Genomic DNA, 19,426 nt, shown 5'->3' on the forward strand with positions numbered 1-19,426 from the left:
GGCTACTCGCTCACCACGACCCGGCCGGTCGCGGTCCGGGCGCGGTAGTCGGGGCGGTACATGTCCTCGACGCTTGCCGCCGGGTGGTGGAAGCTGCCGGGCGAGATCGCACGGACGAGATAGGCGAGCCGGAACGGTTCGCCGGTGGTCCAGTCCACCGCCGCGAGGAAGCGGTCCTGGCGGAACTCGGTCGTCCGTGTCTCGGCCACACTGTCGAGCCAGCCGAGGGTGGCAATGTCGCCGGCGCGGATAAGGCTCGGGTTGTCGATCTCGAACCCGGCGGGGAGCGGGTCGTCGACCATCAGCCGCGCCTCGCCCCTGCCGTGCGGCGTGACCTCGATCATCGCGACGAGCCTCGCGCCCTGCCTGACCGTGGCGATGTCGGCGGGCTCGCCCTCGAGCGTGTAGTAGCTACGTTCGATCGCGTAGCCCTTGCCGCCCGCGGGCTCCGGTTCTGCGGGTACGCCGAAGGTCGAAAGCGTCACAGTCGCGTCGCGGCCCGATCCGTTGGCGATGACCTGCGGCATGGCGGCGGCGGCTTCGAGCACCCGGACGAGCGGTCCCTCGACCGCCGCGCCGTTGACGGTGAAGCCGTCGGCGCCGGGCCGGTCGATCAGTGCGTGGGTGGCGAGCAGCGCCCAGGTCGCCTCCTGCGTCGAGAGCCGCTTTCCGGTCAGCGCGCGGGCCACGTCGTTGCCGAGCGTCTCGGGGCTCACGGCGGCGGAACCCGCCTCGGCGGCGAGCGCCAGAAGCGCTGTGGCGTCGCGCAGGTCTGTGCCGTAATCGGCGCGCCAGAGCGGGGCCTCCTCCGTTCCTGTCCGGGTGTCGATGAGCCGCGCGGCCGCGGTGAACATCGCGTCGGCGCGCCGCTGGTCACCGTAGGAGGCGAGCGCCGCGCCGAGCTGGGCGGCGGCGATCGGTGTGTCGAAGGCCTCGGTCTTGACGTCGGCGTAGTAGCGCAGGTCGCCCACCGCCGCCGCGCCCTCGCGCGCGAGCACCATCAGCGCATAGGCATAGGCGCCGCCGCCCGCGTCGAAATCGGGCGCGTAGTTGATCTGGTTCCTGAGGTTGTCGAGCGCGCTGCGGAACGCGGTGTCGGGCACCGCGTAGCCCTGCGCCTTTGCCCGGCTGAGGAAGTCGGTCACATAGGCGTCGAGCCAGAGGTCGCCGGTATCGGCGTGCCAGAGGCCGAAGGCGCCGTTCGACGACTGGTTGAGCAGGATCTCGGCGATGCTCTCCTCCACCCGCGTGCGGATGTCGCCGGACTGGCCGGTGCCCATCGCCCGCGCCACCTCCTCGAAATAGAGGAGCGGCAGCGCCTTCGAGGTGAGCTGCTCGGTGCAGCCGTAGGGATAGGCGTCGAGCGCGGCGAGAAGGCCCGGCGCATCGAAGCGGGCGATTGGCCCGACCGCGAGGGTGGCGCGGCCGGAGCCGGGGACGAGCCCGGCGAAGACGTTGGCGTCGAGCGTGAAGGCGTCGCCGGCGGCAAGGTCGAAGCGGCTCTGGCGGGCCACTTCGGGCTCGTTCGACTGGACCGGCAGGGCGAGATCCTTCACCAGTTGGCGCCCGTCCGGCGTCGTCAGCGCGACCCGGATGGTACCGGTGTCCTCGGTGCCTCCGGCGGTGACGGGCACCGAGACAACCGCCTTGCCGCCTTCGGTGAGATCGAGCCCGGAGGGTGCCGCGCCGAGGGTGAGCCCCTCGCCGTTCACGTCGAGTCCGATCCGCCCGGCCGGGCCGGTCGCGTGGACGATTTCCAAAAGCAGCCGGCTCTCGTCGCCGGGCGCAAGGAAGCGCGGGAGCGAGGCGGTCACCACGACCGGGTCGCGCACCAGTACCTCTGCTTCGGCCTGACCGATGGCGGATTTCGACCAGGCGACGGCCATGAGCCGCACCGTGCCGTTGAAGGACGGCAATGCGAACTCGGTCCGCACGTAGCCGTCGGCACCCACGGTCAGCGGGCCGGAGAAATAGGCGACGAGTTCCTCGGTCGGCGGCGGCGCCTGCATCTTCAGCCCCGAGGCGCCGTCGCCGCCGGAGCGCACCGCGCCCATCACGCCCGCCTGGCCGTCGATCAGCCGTCCGTACAGGTCGCGGATCCCGACGCCGAGCTTCCGCTGGCCGAAATAGTGCCCCTCGGGGTCAGGCGAGGAGAAGCCGGTGAGGTTCAGGATGCCGACATCGACGGCGGCGATGGTGGCGAGGACGGGTTCGCCCGCCGTCGCGCCCTCGACCTTCAGCGCGACCGGAAGCGGGCCACGCGGCGCGGCCTCGGGCGCGACTTCGAAGGCGGCGGCGAGCCTGCGCGGGCCGGGATCGACCGCGGCGTAGGAAAGCCCGAGCGCCCGCGCCGGAGCGCGGCCGGCATCGGCATCGAGCGGCCGGATCACCGAGGCCGCGACATAGGCGCCCGCGCCCCAGTCATCGGTCACCGGCAGTTCCACCAGCGTCTCGCCGGCGGTGACCGGCACCGCCTTCATATCGATCAGCCGGTTCGACATCACCGTGACCAGCGCCACGCCGTCGGCGCGCGGCTCCAGCCGCACCACCGCGGTGTCGCCGGGCCGATAGGCGGGCTTGTCGAGCGTCACCGGCACGGTGTCCGGCGTCTCGGTGGCGTCGGCGGGGGCGTACCAGCCGGCGTGGAACTCGACCGAGGCGGCGCTGTAGGTGCCGTCGGCGGCCTCGACGACCAGCTCGTAATTACCCCAGTCGACCGGGGCGGCGATGGCCTCGGCGCCGGTCGCGGTCAGCGCCACGTCACCCTCGGCGACCCGGTGGCGGGTGGTCGTCACCTCCCAGTTCCACTGGCCGTAGAGCGAGTACCACTGGTAGTCGGTCTCGATCCGGTTGAGCGTCCAGTGGGCGTTGCGCGTCGCCGGGGCCTCGTCAGGGCCGACCGCGATCAGCTCGAACCGGGCCTCGTCGCCTTGCGCCACGGTGCCGCCCTCGAAGAGCGGCTTGATGCCGATCACCGGGGCATCGGGCAGGATCCGCCGGGCGACCTCGCGCTCGACAGGGCGGCCGGAGCCCTCCTTCAGACGCACCGCGAAGCGCGCCTCCAGGGGCCGGTTCCCCGCTTCGCCGAGATCGGGGAGCGCCGCGGCTAGCGTCGCGCGTCCCTCGGCATCGGTCGGCCCGACCTCGGGCAAGGCGTCGCGGTAGGGCGAGAACGGTTCGTCATGGCGGCCGAAGCCGTACCCGGGAAAGGCGTCGAGCCTGTCGAGCGCGGCGATCCTCAGATCGCCCTCGACCGCGAGCCCCGCACCCGGCGCGCCGAAGAGATAGCGCGCGGCGATGCCGAGCGCGGGCGTGTCGGCAAGGCGCAGCGCGCCTTCGGGCAGCGTCAGGTCGAAGTCGATGCGTTCTGGCAGGAAGTCCTCGACGAGGAGGCTGTCGGCGGCAAGCACCTTGCCGTCCTCGACGAAGCTCTCGATCCGCCAGGTGCCGCGTGGCGCGCTCGCCGCCAGGGGGAGCGTCGCGACATGGCCGCCCGCGCCGACCGCAGCGGCGAGGATCCGGCTGTATTCGACGCCGTCGGGTCGGAGAAGCCGCACCGTCATCGGCAGCCCGTCGAGCGCCTCCATCCTCGAGTCGCGGGCAAGGATCGTCGCGTGGACCGTCTCGCCCGCGCGGTAAGCGCCGCGGTCGGTTGCAAGGAACACGTCGATCGGCGGCGCGGCCTCGCGCCCGGCGACGCCGCGGTCGGAGAGGTCGAACTCCGGCTCGGTCAGCGGCAGGAAGGCGAAGTCGCCGTCCTTCTCCACGGTGACGAGCGCGGGGACGGCGCCGCCGGTCCCGGCGGTCAGCCCGGCGGCGAACCGGGCAAGGCCCTCGGCGTCGGTCCGGGCCGTCGCGATCACCGCGTTGGCGCGGGACAAGAGCGTCGCGGTGGCACCTTCGGCCGCCGTCGCGCCCGAGAGCGCGCGCACGACGACGTGGAGCCCATCCGCGCCCTCGAAGGTGGTGAGCCCGAGATCGGAGATGACGAACCACTGCGTCGCCGGCGGATGGTCGTGGGGATCGAGCCCCGGAACCCCGGCCTGCAGCGCGTAGATGCCCGGCCCGAGGTCTTCCATCACCGCGTCGAGCGGCAGCCGCGTGGTCACGTCGCGGTTGACCTCCATCCCGACCTCGCCCGTACCAGCCCACACCTCCTCCGCGACCTGTCCCTTGAGGTTCTCCGACGACCAGTAGTCGAGCGGGCGGCCGAAATAGTCGCTCTGGATCGCCCGGATCAGGTTGCGGTCGGAGATCCGGAGGAGCGTGAGGTCGAGCCGGTCGGTATTGACGGTCTCGACCGGGATCCCGGCCCGATCGGTCCGGGGCAGCACATAGGCGCGGCCAGGGAATCGCACGGCAGGCGCCCGGTCTCGGACGTAGAGGTTGAGCGTCACGTCCTTCGCCAGCTCCTCGCCATCGGCGGCGGGCAACCCTTCGCGGAAGGTCACCGCGTAGCGGCGGCCGTGCTCGACCCCGCTCACGCAGATCTGCCGGCCCGAGGCGTCGACGGCGAGGCCCGCCGCGTCGAGCTTGACGAAGGGGGCGTAGTCGGTCCCGGCGCGGATCAGATCGGCGGTAAAGGTGGCGCAGATCCGCGGCATGGCGGCGTCGCTGTCGACCTGGGTCTCGGCGATGCGGAAGCCGTATTTGCCGATCGCGTCTTCAAGCGCCGCGGCGGTTTCGTCGCGCGGCTGCAGGCGCTGGGCAAGGCGCAAGGCGGGGATCATGTCGGGGCCGCGTTCGACGGTCTCGAAGGCGCGGGCGAGGGTCGCGAGAGCGGTGGCGCGGAGCGCGGGGGCGTCGGCCCGCAGGTAGGCGTTGATCGCGGCGGCGGCGGCGCGATCGGCGTTGTCCCGGCGCTTGCTTCGGTTGGCCGGAATTTCGAGAAGCGCTGCGGCATAATCGGCCCAGAGCCCGGCCGAGTCGGAGATGTTGAGCGCCGCGCCGGTTGCTTCGGCGACGCCGGGCCAGTCCTCTGCTTCGCGCGCCGCTCGCTCCGCCGCGATCAATTCTGTCTCGGTCGCAATTCCGGTTGGATGTGCTACAGAGAGGCCGTTTGCCTGCTCAAGCGCCGCATCGAAGTCCTCCTCCCTTAGAAATGAGAGATCCGTGGCCAAATTCCGCGCTTGTTCGGTGGCACCCTCCGCGGCGGCGATGATGCGGCCTGACACGGCGCCGGAATAGGGTTCTGCCGTGCCGGCTTCGGTTTTCAGGAAGCAGGATCCGGCACGGCGGTTGAAGGTGAAGGCCCGGCAGGCGCCGTCGGTGAGACATGCCGACGCGCAGGCGTCGTATTCGACGTCGAACAGGGCACGAAGGTCCGCGCCAGGGAAGTCGATACCTTCGACCAGGGCCGTGCGTCTGTCGGGAATGTAGTCGCGGTCCTGGGCGGTGACGGCGGAAACTGCGAGCAAGGCCACGAGAGCGGCGGGCAACACCCTGAGCATCGAAATCCCCTGTCCTTGGTAATGCGAGGATGCTCGCATGGCGCCGGCCGGCATGGCAAGACCGGCCCCCGATCGCGGAACGCTTAAACCTTCCTTCATGCCGGAGCGTCATGGTTGCCCTGCGCCGAAGCGGCGCGGTCGGACCGGAGGCGGGTTTGAGCATTGCCGAGAAACTGGCGAGGGAGCGGCGGGCGCGGCTCGCCGCCGAACGCCTGCTTGACCAGAAGCAAAGGGAGCTCTTCGCCGCGAATTCCCAGCTCTCGCGCCACGCCCGGTTGCTCTCCGACCAGATCGTCGAACAGCGCCACGGGCTCGAGGAGGCCCGGCACGAGGCCGAATCGCTGAAGGGTCAGAACAGCCGCTACCAGCACGATCTCGAACGCGCCAACGTGGAAGCGGAACTCGCCCAGCGGCGGCTCTGGGAGGCGATCGAGACGATCGAGGACGGGTTCGCGGTCTTTGACGCCGATCTTCGGCTGGTCACGGCGAACCGGGCCTATCTCGGGCTGTTCGGCAAGCACCGCGATTTCGGTGTCGGGTCCGACTACGACACGATTCTCGCGGCCTTCGGCGAGGCCGGATTCGGCGATCTCGGGGATGAAACAGTGCAGGACTGGTACCACGCGATGATCGAGCGCATTGGCCGCGACGCGATCGAGCCGACGATCGTCAGCCTTCCGGACGGCCGCCACATCAAGCTCATCGACCGGCGCGGCGACGCCGGCGATCTGGTGTCCATGGCGCTCGACATCACCGACGCGGTCGCGCGCGAGGCCGAACTGGAAGAGGCGCGGGCAAGGGCCGAGGCGGCGAACCGCGCCAAGTCCGCCTTCCTCGCCAACATGAGCCACGAGATCCGAACGCCGATGAACGGTGTCGTCGGCATGGCCGAGCTTCTCTGCGAGAGCGGGCTGAACGAGGAGCAACGGCTCTTCGCCGAGACGATCAAGTCGTCCGGCGAGGCGCTTCTGGCCATCATCAATGACGTGCTCGATTACTCGAAGATCGAGGCGGAGAAGCTGAAGCTGTATCCTGAGCCGTTCGATCTCGAGCGCTGCCTGCACGAAGTCATGCTGCTCCTGCAGCCTGCCGCACGCGACAAGGGAATCAAGCTTCTGGTCGATTTCGACCTGTTCCTGCCGACGCGATATGTCGGCGACAGGGGGCGGATCCGTCAGATCGTCACCAACCTGATCGGCAATGCGGTGAAATTCACCGACACGGGCCACGTCCTGTCGAGGGTTGTCGGGATCGAGGGGTCCGATGGACGGTTCGACCTTCACATCACCGTCGAGGATACCGGCATCGGCATTCCGGCGGACTTCATCGACCATGTCTTCGGCGAATTCAACCAGATCGAAGATCAGTCGAACCGCAAGTTCGAGGGCACCGGTCTCGGCCTTGCGATCAGCCGACAGCTCGTCGAGCTCATGGGGGGCGCGATCTGGGTCGACAGTGAGCCGGGGAAGGGGTCGTGCTTCGGTTTCCGCGTGACGCTGGCGCCGGCCGAGCCGCGCGATCCGGTCGACAAGCCTGACCGGCCGATCCTCCTCAAGCGGGCGCTGATCGTCGACGATGTTCAGATCAACCGGGTGATCCTCGAACGTCAACTCGAGACCTACGGGCTCGAGGTGACGATGTGCACCACTCCGGCCGAGGCATTGCGCGCCGCATCGGCGCATCCGTTCGACGTGATCCTGACCGATCACGAGATGCCGGACATGAACGGTCCCGCCCTGGCCGCCGCTCTCCGGTCGGCCGGGGTCGGCGCGCCGGTCGTACTGCTGTCGTCGGACCCCGCCGCCGTTGACGGCCCGTCCGCGGGTCTGGCGGCGGTGCTTTGCAAGCCGATCCTGCGCCGCGAGCTGTTTCGTACACTAGAGGACCTCTCCTATCCCGCCACCGGCGAGCCCGCACCCGCCAGCCGGGACGCCGCCGAGCCCCCAGTCGCGGGCGGTAGGCAGATGCGCGTGCTTGCCGCCGAGGACAACCGCACCAACCAGCTCGTGTTCCGCAAGATGGTCGCCGATTTCGACATCGACCTCACGTTTGCCCGCAATGGGCGCGAAGCGGTCGAGAAATGGCACAGTTTCAAGCCCGACCTGATCTTCATGGACATCTCCATGCCGGAGATGGACGGCCGCGAGGCCGCCCGGGCGATCCGGGCGATCGAGGCCGAGCAGGGCCTGCCGAAAGTGCCGATCGTGGCGCTCACGGCGCATGTCATGGAAGGCGACCGGGATGCAGTCAGTGCGGCCGGAATCGACGAGTACCTGACGAAGCCACTCAAGAAGGTCGCGATTTCCTCGAAGATCGACGCGTATTGCCCGCCCTCGGCGAGGCCAGCGCATGACTTGTCGGCGCGCCCCGGTCCGACCTGACCGCGCTGCGCGCTCGGCCTTGGGTTCAGCGCGCCGAGCGGACGGACCATCCGCCGGGGGCGGTGCGCGGTGTCCATGGCCGGGTCGCAAACGGGCTGATCGACGGTGCGGCGGACCTGGGAAGTGCCGACGTCCGGCTCAGCGCCGACCGAGCATCGCCAGCCGGATCAGCGCCCGCTCCATTACCGCCATCGCCGGCGCGCGCGAGGCGGAGCGCAGCGTCAAGTCGGTGTCGGTCAGGATGCCGATTGCGTTCTCCAGCCGGTGCATGCCCCAGTTCTGCGCCTGCCGGAGCATCCTGTCGCGGCGCGGTCCGAAAACCGGTGGCCGCATCCGGGCGATGCCCTCGCTCGGGCCGCCCGGCGCGGAGGCGGCCATATGCAGGGTGCGAAAATGGCGCATCGCGGCGATCGACAGGGTGACCGGGTTCACCCCCTGGCCTTCCAGCCGGCGCATGAGCGGTCCGACATCGGCTACGCGGGTCTCGGCGACGGCGTGAAGGACGTCGTCGACCTCCGCCTCGATCGTCGCGGGCGCGCAGGCCGCGACTTCAGCGGGCGCCAGCGGCGCGGAATCGCCGAACTTGTAGAGCGCAATTTTCTCCACCGTCTGCCGGAAATCGCCCGGATCGAGATCGCGGGCCAGCGCGAGCAGGTCGGTCATCGCCTCGCGGCCGATCTCGGTGAGGCCTGCCTTGGCAAGCACCGCCTCGATCTCGTCGCGCGAGGGCGGGTCGTCGTAGATCCCGGCCGCATAGGCGTTCGGATGCTCCTCGAAGGCCTTTTTCAGCGCCGAAGCCTTGGTCAGGCTGCCGGCCGTCACCACCAGCATCGCGTCGCCCGGCTTCCAGTCTGCGAGGGCGGCCTTCAGCACCGGCGCGAGCCCGTCGGCGGCGTCCTCGACGAAGGCCACGCGCGGGCCGGGGAAGAAGCCTTGCGCCTTCAGCGCATCCGCGACGAGGGCGGGATCCTTGCGCAGGTCGGCGGCCGGGATCCGCGTCAGCCGCATCTCGGCCTCGCCCTCGGGCCCGATAAGCGCGGCGATGACCTCCTGCCGTTTCAGCGCGACCCGCATTCCGTCGGCGCCGAAGATCAAGAGCCCCGCCCTGTCGGGCTCCGGCTTCGCGAAGAAGCGGGTGGCCGCGGCGCCCGCGAGCTTCACGGGCGCTTCCCGTTGCCCGAGGTCGCGATCAGTTGGGTAACGATCTGATCGGCGAGGACCCGCATCAGGCGGGTCCGGGCGTCGGCCTCGGCCGCTTCGGTGGAGACCGGCGTGCCGAAGGCGGAATAGCTCGTGAACGAGGTTACCCGGCCCGAGCTGACGGTCTCGTTGGTCTCCGCGTTGCGCAGGGTAAAGCTGGCGGAACCGATCACCTGGTATCGGTTGATCGCGTTGTCCGGCGCGACCGACTGTTCGACCGTCCGGGTGTCGATCCCGTAGCCGAGCTGGAACTCGGGAGAGCGGGTGCGTCCGAGCCGCTCCTCCAGCCGCTCGACAAGATCGAAACCGTCCTTGTCGCTGGGCGCGTCAACCGTCACCCGGTCGAGCAGCTCGACCGCGGCGCCGTTCGGGCCATAGGCCGGGGTGAAGCCGCAGCCGACGAGCGCGGCGGCGGCCAGGAGGGCAAGGATATGTCTGCGCTCAGACCACGACATTGACGATGCGGCCCGGAACGACGATTAGTTTCTTCGGCGCGGCCCCGGCCAGCGCCCGGATCACCGCCTCGTCCGCGAGCACGATCTTCTCGACCTCGGCGGGGGCCATGTCCTTGGGAACGCTGATTTCCGCGCGGCGCTTGCCATTGATCTGGATCGGCAGGACCACGGTGTCCTCGGCCAACATCGCCGGATCGGCTTTCGGCCAGGGGGCCGCGGCGACGAGCCCCTCGCCCCCGACCAACGCCCAGACATCCTCGGCCAGGTGCGGCACCATCGGCGCCATGAGCTGCGCAAGCGTCCGCATCGCGGTGCGCTTCGTCGCCGCAGAGGCGTCGGATTTCGAGAAGGTGTTGGTGAACTCGTAGAGCTTCGCCACCGCCTTGTTGAAGGCAAAGCCCTCGATCCCCGCCGTCACGTCGGCGACGGCGCGGTGCATGGCCTTCAGGAGCGCCTCGTCCTGCGACGTATCGGTGCCGCCGCGGCTATCGATCTCGGCGGCGAGCCGCCAGACGCGGGCGAGGTGCTTCTGCGTCGCCTCGGCGCCCGAGGCGGTCCATTCGACGTCGCGCTCGGGAGGGCTGTCGGACATGACGAACCAGCGCGCGGTGTCAGCGCCGTAGCGGGCGATGATGTCCATCGGGTCGACGACGTTCTTCTTCGACTTCGACATCTTGATGACAGGCCCGATCTCGACCGGAGTGCCGTCCTTGAGACGGGCGCCCTCGGCATCCCGAATCACGTCGTCGGGCGTGTGCCAGACCGGGCGGCCGTCCGGCCCGCGCGTCGCATAGGTCTCGTGCGTGACCATGCCTTGGGTGAAGAGCGCGTTGAAGGGCTCGATCGCCTTCCTGGGCAGGTGGCCGGTCAGGTGCATCGCCCGGGCGAAGAAGCGGGAATAGAGAAGGTGCAGGATCGCGTGTTCGATGCCGCCGATGTACTGGTCGACGTTCATCCAGTAGTCGGCGTCTTCCGCGCTCGTCGGGGTCGTGGCGCGCGGCGCGGTGAAGCGGGCATAGTACCAGGACGAATCGACGAACGTGTCCATCGTGTCCGTCTCGCGCCGGGCCGGCGCGCCGCAGTTCGGGCAGGCGCAGTCGCGCCAGGTCGGGTGACGGTCCAGGGGATTGCCCGGCTGGTCGAAGCTGACGTCATAGGGCAGCTCGATCGGCAGGTTCTCCTTCCTCTCCGGCACAACGCCGCAATCGGCGCAATGCACGACCGGGATCGGGCAGCCCCAGTAGCGCTGGCGGCTCACGCCCCAGTCGCGCAGGCGGTAGTTGGTGACGCCACGGCCGACGCCGTTGGCCTCACAGTGGGTGATGGCGGCATCGACGGCCTCGTCCCCGGTCTGAATCTCGGACCCGGCGAAGCCGCGAACGTAGCGGACGCGCTCGGACTTCATCGGGACGAAAGCCTCGGCGAGCGGCGCGTCGTCGGCGCCCTCAGCGACAAAGACCGCCGGGATCGGGAGGCCGTATTTTGTCGCGAAGTCGAAATCGCGCTGGTCATGGGCCGGGCAGCCAAAGATCGCGCCGGTGCCGTAGTCCATGAGAATGAAGTTGGCGATGTAGACCGGAAGTTCCCAAGTCTTGTCAAAGGGATGGTGGACGCGGATGCCGGTGTCGAGGCCCTTCTTCTCGGCCTTCTCCAGCGCCTCTTCCGAGGTGCCGATGCGACGGCATTCGGCGACGAATTCGGCGATCCTCGGGTCGTGCCGCTCAAGGTGTTTGGCGAGCGGATGGTCGGGCGAGATCGCGGCGAAGGAGGCGCCCATCAGCGTGTCGGGCCGGGTCGTGTAGACCTCCAGCCGGTCGAAGCCCTCGGGCGCGCCCGAGGTCGAGAAGGCGAATTGCAGGCCGCGCGATTTGCCGATCCAGTTGGCCTGCATCAGCCGCACCTTCTCGGGCCAGTCCTTCAGACCGTCGAGCGCCTCGAGCAGCTCGCCCGCGAAGTCCGAGATGCGGAAGAACCACTGGGTCAGTTCGCGCCGTTCCACCTCGGCGCCCGAGCGCCAGCCCTTGCCGTCGATCACCTGCTCGTTGGCGAGCACGGTCATGTCGACCGGGTCCCAGTTCACCACCGCGTTCTTGCGGTAGACGAGGCCCTTTTCCATGAAGTCGATGAACATCGCCTGCTGCTGGCCGTAATACTCCGGATCGCAGGTGGCGAATTCGCGGCTCCAGTCGATCGAGAGGCCGAGGGGCTTCATCTGGTCGCGCATCACCGCGATGTTGCCGTAGGTCCAGTCCTTGGGATGGCCGCCGCGCTCCATCGCCGCGTTCTCGGCGGGCATGCCGAAGGCATCCCAGCCCATCGGGTGCAGCACCGAATAGCCGCAGGAAGACTTGTAGCGTGCCACGACGTCGCCCATCGTGTAGTTGCGCACATGGCCGATATGGATGCGCCCCGACGGGTAGGGGAACATCTCGAGCACATAGTACTTCGGCCGCGCGGGATCGCGCCGTGCTGCGAAGCATCCGGCCTGTTCCCAGGCTTCTTGCCATTTCGGCTCGGTGACGGCGGGGTCGTAACGCGACATGTCTGTTTCCTCGGCGCTTGGCTCGGCCGGTTATACAAGCGCCGCGCGCAAGGTCCAGAGTTTCCCTCAGGACCCGCTTTACGGTGTTAACAGCTTTCAGCTGACAGGCGGCGCGGCGCTCAGAGTTTGCTGTCGCGGATGCGAAGTTGACGCGCCCGGGTCAGGATCGCGTCTTCGACGGCCTGGGCGGTGGCGGTGTCGACCGGCCCGGACTTAGACATCAGCGCGACCTTCAGCGACCGCGCATCAAGCGCCGGATCCTGCACGTAGATCGTGGCGCGGTAGGCACGTCCGCCGCCGGGCGGGGTTCCGAAGCCCGTCACGATCACCCCCGAGAACGGATCGACCGACTGCACCGGAAGGAAATCGAGCACTTCGAGCGAGGCTTGCCAGAGGTACTTGTTGACCTCCAGCGTGGTGTTCGGATCGGAGGAATTCGTGAACAGATCCCACACGGTGGAGCGCTCCGGCGCGGGCGAGATGCGGGCCAGATTCTCCCGCTGCGCATCGGCAGCGGCGCGGGCCTCGAGCGTGGCGAGATCGGTCGCGGGTGCGCGCGGTCCGAAGATGCCGCCGCTGCTGCAGGCCGCCAGAGAAGACACGATCCCGCCGAGAATCGCTCCGCGCACCAAGAACCGGATCTTCATGAGCACCCCGTGACTGTGTTGCTTCGCTGTCTAGCCGAGCCGATCCCTGCGAACAAGGCCTTTCCGGCAATGGGAACGGGGCCATGCGCGATGCCGCGCAGCAGGACTGTGGCAAGAACGCACCATCACGGTTCGGTATTTCCAGGCACTCCGCCCTTTCCGTTGCATTGCCGCGGCTAACTGGAGAAATAGACGCATACCCAATTCGGATTCCCCTGAGTTGGGCCCACCTTAAGACAACGAGGGAATACGAAATGAAAAAGCTTCTTCTCGCTTCCACCGCTCTCGTCGGCTTCGCCGGCGCCGCGGCTGCGGAAGTTTCGCTGTCGGGCTACGCCGAAATCGGCGTCCGCGGCGGCTCGGGCGACTTCGGCACCGTGACTGCGATCGAGACCCAGTTCCACAACGACGTCGTCATCAACTTCAACTTCTCCGGCTCGACCGACAACGGCCTCGACTTCGGCGGTAAGGTTCAGCTCGACGACTCGAACGGCTCGAACCCGAACGGCACCCCGGCGTTCGACGACGAAGCGTTCTTCGTTTCGGGCACCTTCGGCCGCGTCACCTTGGGTGAGACCGACGGCGCGTTCGACTGGGCGCTCTCGGAAATCTACTCGGGCACCTCGCTCAACGACGATCACTCGACCCATGCCGGCGCCTACTGGTTCACCGGTCTTGACGGCTCGTACGACAACCAGATCGCTCGCTACGAATACTCGTTCGGCGACTTCGGCGTCGCGGTTTCGGCCGAAAACGACGACAGCGGCGTGGGCGATGCCGTCTGGGGTCTCGGTGGTAAGTGGGCTGGCACGTTCTCCGGCGTTGATGCCGCCGCCGGCATCGCTGTCCAGGACAACGGCACCAACACCGTTTGGGGTCTGAGCGGCAGCGTCGCGATGCAGCAGGGCTTCTCGCTCTCGGCTGGCTACGCTGACCTCGACGGCACCGCGTTCCACACCTCGAACGGCTACACCACCGTTCCGCTGTCCGACTCGTGGTGGGGCCTCGGCGCCGCCTACACGACCGGCGCTCTGACCGTCGGCGCCAACTACGGCGCGTTCGACACCGACATGGGCACCGTCGATGGCTGGGGCCTCGTGGCGAACTACGACCTCGGTGGCGGCGCTGTTGCCATGGCCGGCTACGGCTCGGGCGACGCTGCTTCCTGGAACGGCGGCGGCAAGGACACCTGGTCGGTGGGTCTCGGCCTGTCGTTCTGATCGAACGCACGATCGATCAAATCGGAAAGAGCGGGCCTTGTGCCCGCTCTTTTTCTTTGGGCATCATTTGCCGATCGCTTCGTCCCGGCAACTCGACACTCCGCGGTGCTGGCGCTAAGGTCCGCGCGATCGTGTGGCCTTGGAGATAGAGATGGCGGTGCTGACGGCGACGGAAATCCAGAACACCTATGCCGAGGCGCTCAAGCTTCAGACTGCCGGCAATCGCGAAGCCGCGCTGAAGATCTATCTCGACATCATCAAGGATCACCCGCGCGTCGCGGAGGCGCAGTACCAGATCGGTGTGATCCACATGGCGGAGAACCGCTTCACGCGCGCCATCCCGCATCTCGAAGCCGCCGCCCAGCTGAAGCCGGGAGAAGGCGCGATCTGGAAGATCTGGACCGAGGCCGTGGCGCTCGGCGGCGACGCGGCGGCCGAGGAGACCTATCTGCGGCTGCTGAAATCTGCCCCGGTGCCGGTCAACATCAAGCTCGCACTGCAGGACCGCTTCGGGGCGCGACGCAGCTCGACGCGCCCGGCGACGCGGGGCGTGCCGCCCGCCGAGATGCGGCGGCTGCTCGGAATGATGGAGGCCTCGCGCCCGGCCGAGGCCGAACAGTTCGCCGCGCGGCTCTTGATCGCCCATCCCGGCTCGGCGCCGGTCCTGAACATTCTCGCGACGGCGCAGGCGGTCCAGGGCAAGGCCGCGCAGGCCGATGCGGCGTTCCGCAAGGCGATCGCGGCGGATCCGGGCTATGCCGAGGCGCATGACAATTTCGGGCGCTTCCTGATCGACCTGCGCCGCGAGGACGAAGCTGTCCGCCACTTCCGCGAAGCCGTGATTCTGGCTCCGGGCCTGCCCTCCGCGCTGGTCAATTTCGCAAGCGCCCTCACGCGGTCGGGCAATTCCGAGCCGGCACTCGTTCTGCTCGAACGCGCCGAGCGCGCCGGGGTCGATTCCGCCCCCCTGCATATGGCGATCGGCAATGTGCGGATGCGCACGAAGAACTACGCCGGCGCCGAGGAGGCGTTCGCGCGGGCGCTCGAGGTATCCAATGGCAAGGTGATCGAAGCGATCGGCATGCTCGCGCAGGCGCAGGCCCGCATCGGCAAGGACGACGAGGCGCTGGCGAACTTCAACCGCGCGCTGGAGCTCGACAAGGATTCGCCGGTCGCGACCGCCGGCAAGGCGACCCTGTTGCAGGCTTTCGGGGATTTCGAGGAGGCGGATGTCCTGTTCCGGCGCAGCTTCGAGCTCGATCCCGACAACGGCGAGAATTACCGGGTCTTCATCGCCTCGCACAAGACCAAGCCGGGCGATCCGATCATCGACCAGATGCTGCGGCAGTATGAGAACCCCCGACTGTCCGTCACCGACCGCATGAACCTCGGCTTCGCCCTAGCGAAGGCGCTGGAGGACACCAAGGACTACGGCCGCGTCTTCCACTATCTCGACGAGGCCAACCGGCTGATGTGGGCGGCCTCGCCGCACAACATGGCGGCGCGGCGCAAGGTCGTGGACATGACCAAGAGCGCCTACGCGGATTTTGACTGGCACGGCGCCTCGATCGAAGGCGCGACGGACTACGCGCCGATCTTCGTGACCGGCATGCCGCGCTCGGGAACGACGCTCGTGGAGCAGATCATCGCCAGCCATTCCACGGTCGCCGGCGCCGGCGAGGTGGGCGAGGCGGCGCAATCCGCGCACCGGTTTCTCGCGGACGGCAAGAACGCGCGGGCGGTCGGCGAGATCCCGGCGGCGGAGATCGCTGATCTCGGCCGCGAGATGGAGCGGATCCTGCGGGCGCGGCGCCCGGAGGCCGAACGGGTCACAGACAAGTCGATCCAGTCCTACATGCATCTCGGGTTGATCCGGCTCGCCATGCCGAACGCGCGCTTCGTCGTCGTCCGGCGTGACCCGCGTGACAACCTGCTGTCGATCTACAAGAACAAGTTCCCCGAGGACACGCACCAGTATGCCTATGACCAGCGCGAACTCGTGCGCTACTACGGCACCTTCGTCGAGATGATCGACTTCTGGCGCGAGCTCGTGCCCGACTGGTTCTACGAGGTCCAGTACGAAGAGCTCGTGGCCAATCCCGAGGAGGAGACGCGCAAGCTGATCGCGGCCTGCGGGCTCGACTGGGAGGATGCCTGCCTGAGCTTCCACGAGAACAAGCGCAAGATCGAAACCCTGTCGGTCTACCAGGTGCGACAGCCGATCACCAAGAGCTCGGTCAAGGGCTGGCAGCGCTACGAGAAGGAGCTGAAGCCGATGCTCGATGCGCTGCGGGAAGGCGGATATGTCGCTGACTGACATCGCCCGTCGGATCCGCGATGCCGCGCGGGCGGCGGGGCGGGACGAAGGCTCGGTGACGCTCATCGCGGTGTCAAAGGTGCAGCCGCTCGACCGTGTGGTGTCGGTGCTGGAGGAAGGCCACCGCGTCTTCGGCGAGAACTACGTGCAGGAGGCGGCGGGCAAGTGGCCGGACCTGCGCGAGCGGTTCGAGGGCGTGAAGCTCCACATGATCGGGCCGTTGCAGACCAACAAGGCGAAAGTGGCGGTCGAGCTTTTCGACGCGATCCATACGCTGGACCGTCCCTCGCTCGCCGAGAAACTCGCGCGGCTCGCCGATGCGCGCGGTGCGTGTCCGGAGCTCTTCGTCCAGGTCAATACCGGCGAGGAGCCGCAGAAGGCGGGCGTGCTGCCGGCTGACGCCGACGGATTTGTCGCCGCCTGCCGCGGGCTCGGCCTGCCGCTCGCGGGGCTGATGTGCATCCCGCCCGAGGGGGTCGATACCACGCCGCATTTTGCGTTGCTGCGGGCGATGGCAGAGCGGAATGGATTGTCAGGCCTGTCGATGGGGATGAGCTCGGATTTCGAGGCGGCGATCGCCGAGGGCGCGACGCATGTCCGTGTCGGCTCGGCGATCTTCGGCGCGCGGGATTACGGCGCGCGCTGAGGGGGCTTTCCGCCCCCTCTTGGCCTTGCGGCCAGTTTTCCCCCGAGGATATGTCCGGGCAAGATGAAATCAGCGGTCCGGGACGATCACCCGTGTTCCCGGCGCGGCGTGGCGGGCGACGAAGAGAAGGTCGCGGCGCGCGAGGGCGAGGCAGCCGGCCGTCGGGTAACCGGGGCGGCGCCACTGGTGGATGAAGATCGCCGAGCCGCGGCCCGGCGTGGCATCGGGCCAGTTCCAGTCCAGGGGCAGGATCAGGTCGTAGAGGGGATCGGCGCGGCGGAGGCGCTCGGCGCTCTTGCCGAAGGGTTTGCGGGTCAGGTGGTTGTAGTCGGGATGGTCCGGCGCGTCGCACCAGCGATCCTCGAGGTGGATCGGCCTGGCCCAGGGCGGCAGGCTGCTGGCGGCAATGCGGTCGGCCCGGTAGAGAAGGCCGATGACGCGGTGCGGGCCGGTCGGCGTCGCGCCGTCACCCTCGCGCTTGTCGGCGCGGATGCCGCCGCGCCCGGTCGAGACCGGGAAGGTCCGGCCGAGAAAGCGCAGGCCGGTCGGGGTCAGGACGAGGTCTTCGGGGCTCATAGCAGGTGGCCGGATTTCCGCGCCTTGGTGGCGAGATAGCCCTCGTTGTGGCGCGTCTGGCCGACCTTCAGCGGCACGCGCTCGGCCACCGCGATGCCCATCGCCTCCATCATCCGGATCTTGGCCGGGTTGTTGGTCAGGAGCCGGACGGAGGAGAAGCCGAGTTGCTTGAGAAGCCCGGCGCCGAGCCGGAAGTCGCGCTCGTCATCCTCGAAGCCGAGCCGATGGTTGGCCTCGACCGTGTCGAAGCCCTGATCCTGCAACGAATAGGCGCGCATCTTGTTGGCGAGGCCGATGCCGCGGCCTTCCTGGTTGAGATAGAGCAGCACGCCCGCACCCTCGGCGCCCATCTGGGCGAGGGCGGCGCGCAGCTGCGGGCCGCAGTCGCATTTGAGGCTGCCGAGGAGGTCGCCGGTGAAGCAGGCCGAATGCAGCCGCGCAAGGACCGGCTTGTCGCGCGGCGGGCGGCCGATCTCGATCGCGTAATGCTCCTCGCCACCGTCGTCGGGGCGGAACACATGTAGCCGGCCGGCCTCGGCCGCGACCATCGGCACGCGGGCGGCGATCACCGGATGCAGCGTGCTCGCGCGGGCAAGTTCCGGCGCCGCCTTGTCCCAGTCGATGAGCGTGAGGTTCTCGGTCGCGGCGAGGCGCAGGGCGCCGGCAGCCGGGACGAGCACGGCCGCGGGCAGCAGGCGGGCGGACTTAGCCAGCGAGATCGCGGCGCGGGCGAGCGTGGCGTCGCCGTCGCGCAGGCTCTGGAACGGTCCCTTCATCGGCGCGCGGAGATCGTCGGCCGGATCGGCGGCGGCGGCGATCCAGGCCGGGGTCGCATCGTCGGGGACGGCCAGCCGGGCGATGTCGCCGTCATAGGCGCGCGCCTTCAACGTCTCGGCGCGCCGGACGGTGATGGCGAGCGTGAGCGACCCCAGCGCACGGAGCGCGGCGAAGCGGTCCGGGTCCAGCGCCTCGGCCGCGAGCGCGAGTGCCGCCTCGCCGCCGGCGGTCAGGACAACGGGCACCCCCATGCGCAGGTCGGCACGGGCTCGATTCAGGCGTTCGATGATGTCGGGGCCGAGGGGCATTTGGTATCCGCGCTGCTGTCAGACCTTTAGATAATCCGGCGCCGCGGAAATTGAAACATTTCCCGTGAAGGCGACACGACCGCGTGAGAAAACCGTCGCATCCCTTGCCGGGTTCCGGGCGGCGGCACATCTTCGGAGACGGAAGCGGAGGGCAACATCATGGCCAATCTGAAGAAAATCCTGCTTGTCGACGATGACGACGATCTGCGCGACGCGCTGGCGGAGCAGCTCGTCTCGACCGAGGATTTCGACGTCTTCGAAGCCGGCAACGGCGTTGAAGGCATCGCGAAGATCACGGCGGGTATATACGATCTGATCATTCTCGACGTCGGCTTGCCGGACACCGATGGTCGCGAGCTGTGCAAGAAGATGCGCAAGCATGGCGTGAAATGCCCGATCCTGATGCTGACCGGGCATGACGGCGATGCCGACACGATCCTCGGTCTCGATGCGGGGGCGAACGACTATGTCACCAAGCCGTTCAAGTTCCCCGTCCTCCTGGCGCGGATCCGGGCGCAACTCAGGACGCACGAGCAGTCCGAGGACGCGATCTTCCAGCTTGGGCCCTACACGTTCAAACCGGCCATGAAGATGCTGATCGACGAGCGGGACCGGAAGATCCGGCTCACCGAGAAGGAGACCAACATCCTCAAGTTTCTCTACCGGGCAACCGAGGGCGTGGTGCCGCGCGACGTGCTTTTACACGAGGTCTGGGGCTATAATGCGGGGGTCACGACCCACACGCTGGAGACGCATATCTACAGGCTTCGCCAAAAAATTGAACCAGATCCGTCAAATGCGCGCCTTCTTGTGACCGAATCGGGCGGGTATCGTCTGGTAGCGTAGACCGAAGAATCCCCTGGCCGCGTCGGGGTTATGGCGCGGCATCCTCCCTGTTGGACTGGCC

Annotated in this window: 12 protein-coding genes; 5 read left to right on the forward strand and 7 right to left on the reverse strand. The window is 68.3% G+C overall.

Features of this window, described 5'->3' with window-relative positions:
• Positions 1-2: 2 nt before the first annotated feature.
• Positions 3-5,450, reverse strand: a complete 5,448-nt coding sequence (locus OEZ60_RS15970) for an alpha-2-macroglobulin family protein (RefSeq protein WP_263338297.1) — start codon at positions 5,448-5,450, stop codon at positions 3-5.
• 155 nt (positions 5,451-5,605) lie between these two features.
• On the opposite strand from OEZ60_RS15970, the gene OEZ60_RS15975 reads away from it, so the two are divergent.
• Positions 5,606-7,831, forward strand: coding sequence for a response regulator (locus tag OEZ60_RS15975; RefSeq protein ID WP_263338300.1), 2,226 nt, complete (start codon positions 5,606-5,608; stop codon positions 7,829-7,831).
• 138 nt (positions 7,832-7,969) lie between these two features.
• Here OEZ60_RS15975 and holA read toward each other — a convergent pair whose 3' ends face one another.
• The 4 genes from holA to OEZ60_RS15995 all read right to left on the reverse strand — a co-directional run bounded on the left by holA (position 7,970) and on the right by OEZ60_RS15995 (position 12,675).
• Positions 7,970-8,992 carry a DNA polymerase III subunit delta gene (gene holA / locus OEZ60_RS15980; protein WP_263338302.1) on the reverse strand — a complete coding sequence of 341 codons (1,023 nt, stop codon included), beginning with the start codon at positions 8,990-8,992 and terminating at the stop codon, positions 7,970-7,972.
• Entirely contained in the window at positions 8,989-9,486 is a 498-nt protein-coding gene (gene lptE / locus OEZ60_RS15985) for an LPS assembly lipoprotein LptE (protein ID WP_263338305.1), read from the reverse strand. The genes holA and lptE overlap by 4 nt, the downstream gene beginning before the upstream one ends.
• Entirely contained in the window at positions 9,473-12,028 is a 2,556-nt protein-coding gene (gene leuS, locus OEZ60_RS15990) for a leucine--tRNA ligase (protein WP_263338308.1), read from the reverse strand. The genes lptE and leuS overlap by 14 nt, the downstream gene beginning before the upstream one ends.
• Positions 12,029-12,147: 119 nt before the next feature.
• Entirely contained in the window at positions 12,148-12,675 is a 528-nt protein-coding gene (locus tag OEZ60_RS15995; RefSeq protein WP_263338310.1) for a DUF3576 domain-containing protein, read from the reverse strand.
• Between the two features lie 254 nt (positions 12,676-12,929).
• On the opposite strand from OEZ60_RS15995, the gene OEZ60_RS16000 reads away from it, so the two are divergent.
• The 3 genes from OEZ60_RS16000 to OEZ60_RS16010 all read left to right on the forward strand — a co-directional run bounded on the left by OEZ60_RS16000 (position 12,930) and on the right by OEZ60_RS16010 (position 16,858).
• Positions 12,930-13,895 (forward strand): porin, encoded by a 966-nt coding sequence (locus OEZ60_RS16000; RefSeq protein WP_263338312.1) that lies wholly within the window; start codon positions 12,930-12,932, stop codon positions 13,893-13,895.
• A 151-nt stretch (positions 13,896-14,046) separates the two neighbouring features.
• The gene (locus OEZ60_RS16005) at positions 14,047-16,212 is read left to right on the forward strand and encodes a tetratricopeptide repeat-containing sulfotransferase family protein (RefSeq protein ID WP_263338315.1); all 2,166 of its coding nucleotides are present in this window, start codon (positions 14,047-14,049) and stop codon (positions 16,210-16,212) included.
• On the forward strand, positions 16,199-16,858 hold the full coding sequence (locus OEZ60_RS16010; protein WP_263338318.1) for a YggS family pyridoxal phosphate-dependent enzyme: 660 nt from the start codon (positions 16,199-16,201) through the stop codon (positions 16,856-16,858). The genes OEZ60_RS16005 and OEZ60_RS16010 overlap by 14 nt, the downstream gene beginning before the upstream one ends.
• Before the next feature lie 69 nt (positions 16,859-16,927).
• Here the strand turns inward: OEZ60_RS16010 and OEZ60_RS16015 are convergent, their stop codons facing one another.
• Together OEZ60_RS16015 and ribA are read right to left on the reverse strand one after the other, a co-directional pair.
• Positions 16,928-17,434: a L,D-transpeptidase family protein gene (locus OEZ60_RS16015; RefSeq protein WP_263338321.1), complete on the reverse strand. Its 507-nt coding sequence runs from the start codon at positions 17,432-17,434 to the stop codon at positions 16,928-16,930.
• Positions 17,431-18,519: a GTP cyclohydrolase II gene (ribA, locus tag OEZ60_RS16020; protein ID WP_263338323.1), complete on the reverse strand. Its 1,089-nt coding sequence runs from the start codon at positions 18,517-18,519 to the stop codon at positions 17,431-17,433. Before ribA ends, OEZ60_RS16015 begins: the two co-directional genes overlap by 4 nt.
• Positions 18,520-18,678: 159 nt before the next feature.
• Between ribA and OEZ60_RS16025 the strand changes: the two genes are divergently transcribed.
• A complete protein-coding gene (locus OEZ60_RS16025) occupies positions 18,679-19,365 on the forward strand; it encodes a response regulator transcription factor (RefSeq protein WP_263338325.1) in 687 nt (228 codons plus the stop codon).
• Positions 19,366-19,426 lie beyond the last annotated feature (61 nt).

The sequence above is a fragment of the Albidovulum salinarum genome (assembly GCF_025673475.1).
Taxonomy (GTDB): Bacteria; Pseudomonadota; Alphaproteobacteria; order Rhodobacterales; family Rhodobacteraceae; genus Albidovulum; species Albidovulum salinarum.

Bases quoted from the DNA above. Each gene is read 5' to 3' on its own strand.
- OEZ60_RS15970 (WP_263338297.1), bottom strand. From the start codon at position 5,450: ATGCTCAGGGTGTTGCCCGCCGCTCTCGTGGCCTTGCTCGCAGTTTCC.
- lptE (WP_263338305.1), bottom strand. From the start codon at position 9,486: ATGTCGTGGTCTGAGCGCAGACATATCCTTGCCCTCCTGGCCGCCGCC.
- leuS (WP_263338308.1), bottom strand. From the start codon at position 12,028: ATGTCGCGTTACGACCCCGCCGTCACCGAGCCGAAATGGCAAGAAGCC.
- OEZ60_RS15995 (WP_263338310.1), bottom strand. From the start codon at position 12,675: ATGAAGATCCGGTTCTTGGTGCGCGGAGCGATTCTCGGCGGGATCGTG.
- OEZ60_RS16000 (WP_263338312.1), top strand. From the start codon at position 12,930: ATGAAAAAGCTTCTTCTCGCTTCCACCGCTCTCGTCGGCTTCGCCGGC.
- OEZ60_RS16005 (WP_263338315.1), top strand. From the start codon at position 14,047: ATGGCGGTGCTGACGGCGACGGAAATCCAGAACACCTATGCCGAGGCG.
- OEZ60_RS16010 (WP_263338318.1), top strand. From the start codon at position 16,199: ATGTCGCTGACTGACATCGCCCGTCGGATCCGCGATGCCGCGCGGGCG.
- OEZ60_RS16015 (WP_263338321.1), bottom strand. From the start codon at position 17,434: ATGAGCCCCGAAGACCTCGTCCTGACCCCGACCGGCCTGCGCTTTCTC.
- ribA (WP_263338323.1), bottom strand. From the start codon at position 18,519: ATGCCCCTCGGCCCCGACATCATCGAACGCCTGAATCGAGCCCGTGCC.
- OEZ60_RS16025 (WP_263338325.1), top strand. From the start codon at position 18,679: ATGGCCAATCTGAAGAAAATCCTGCTTGTCGACGATGACGACGATCTG.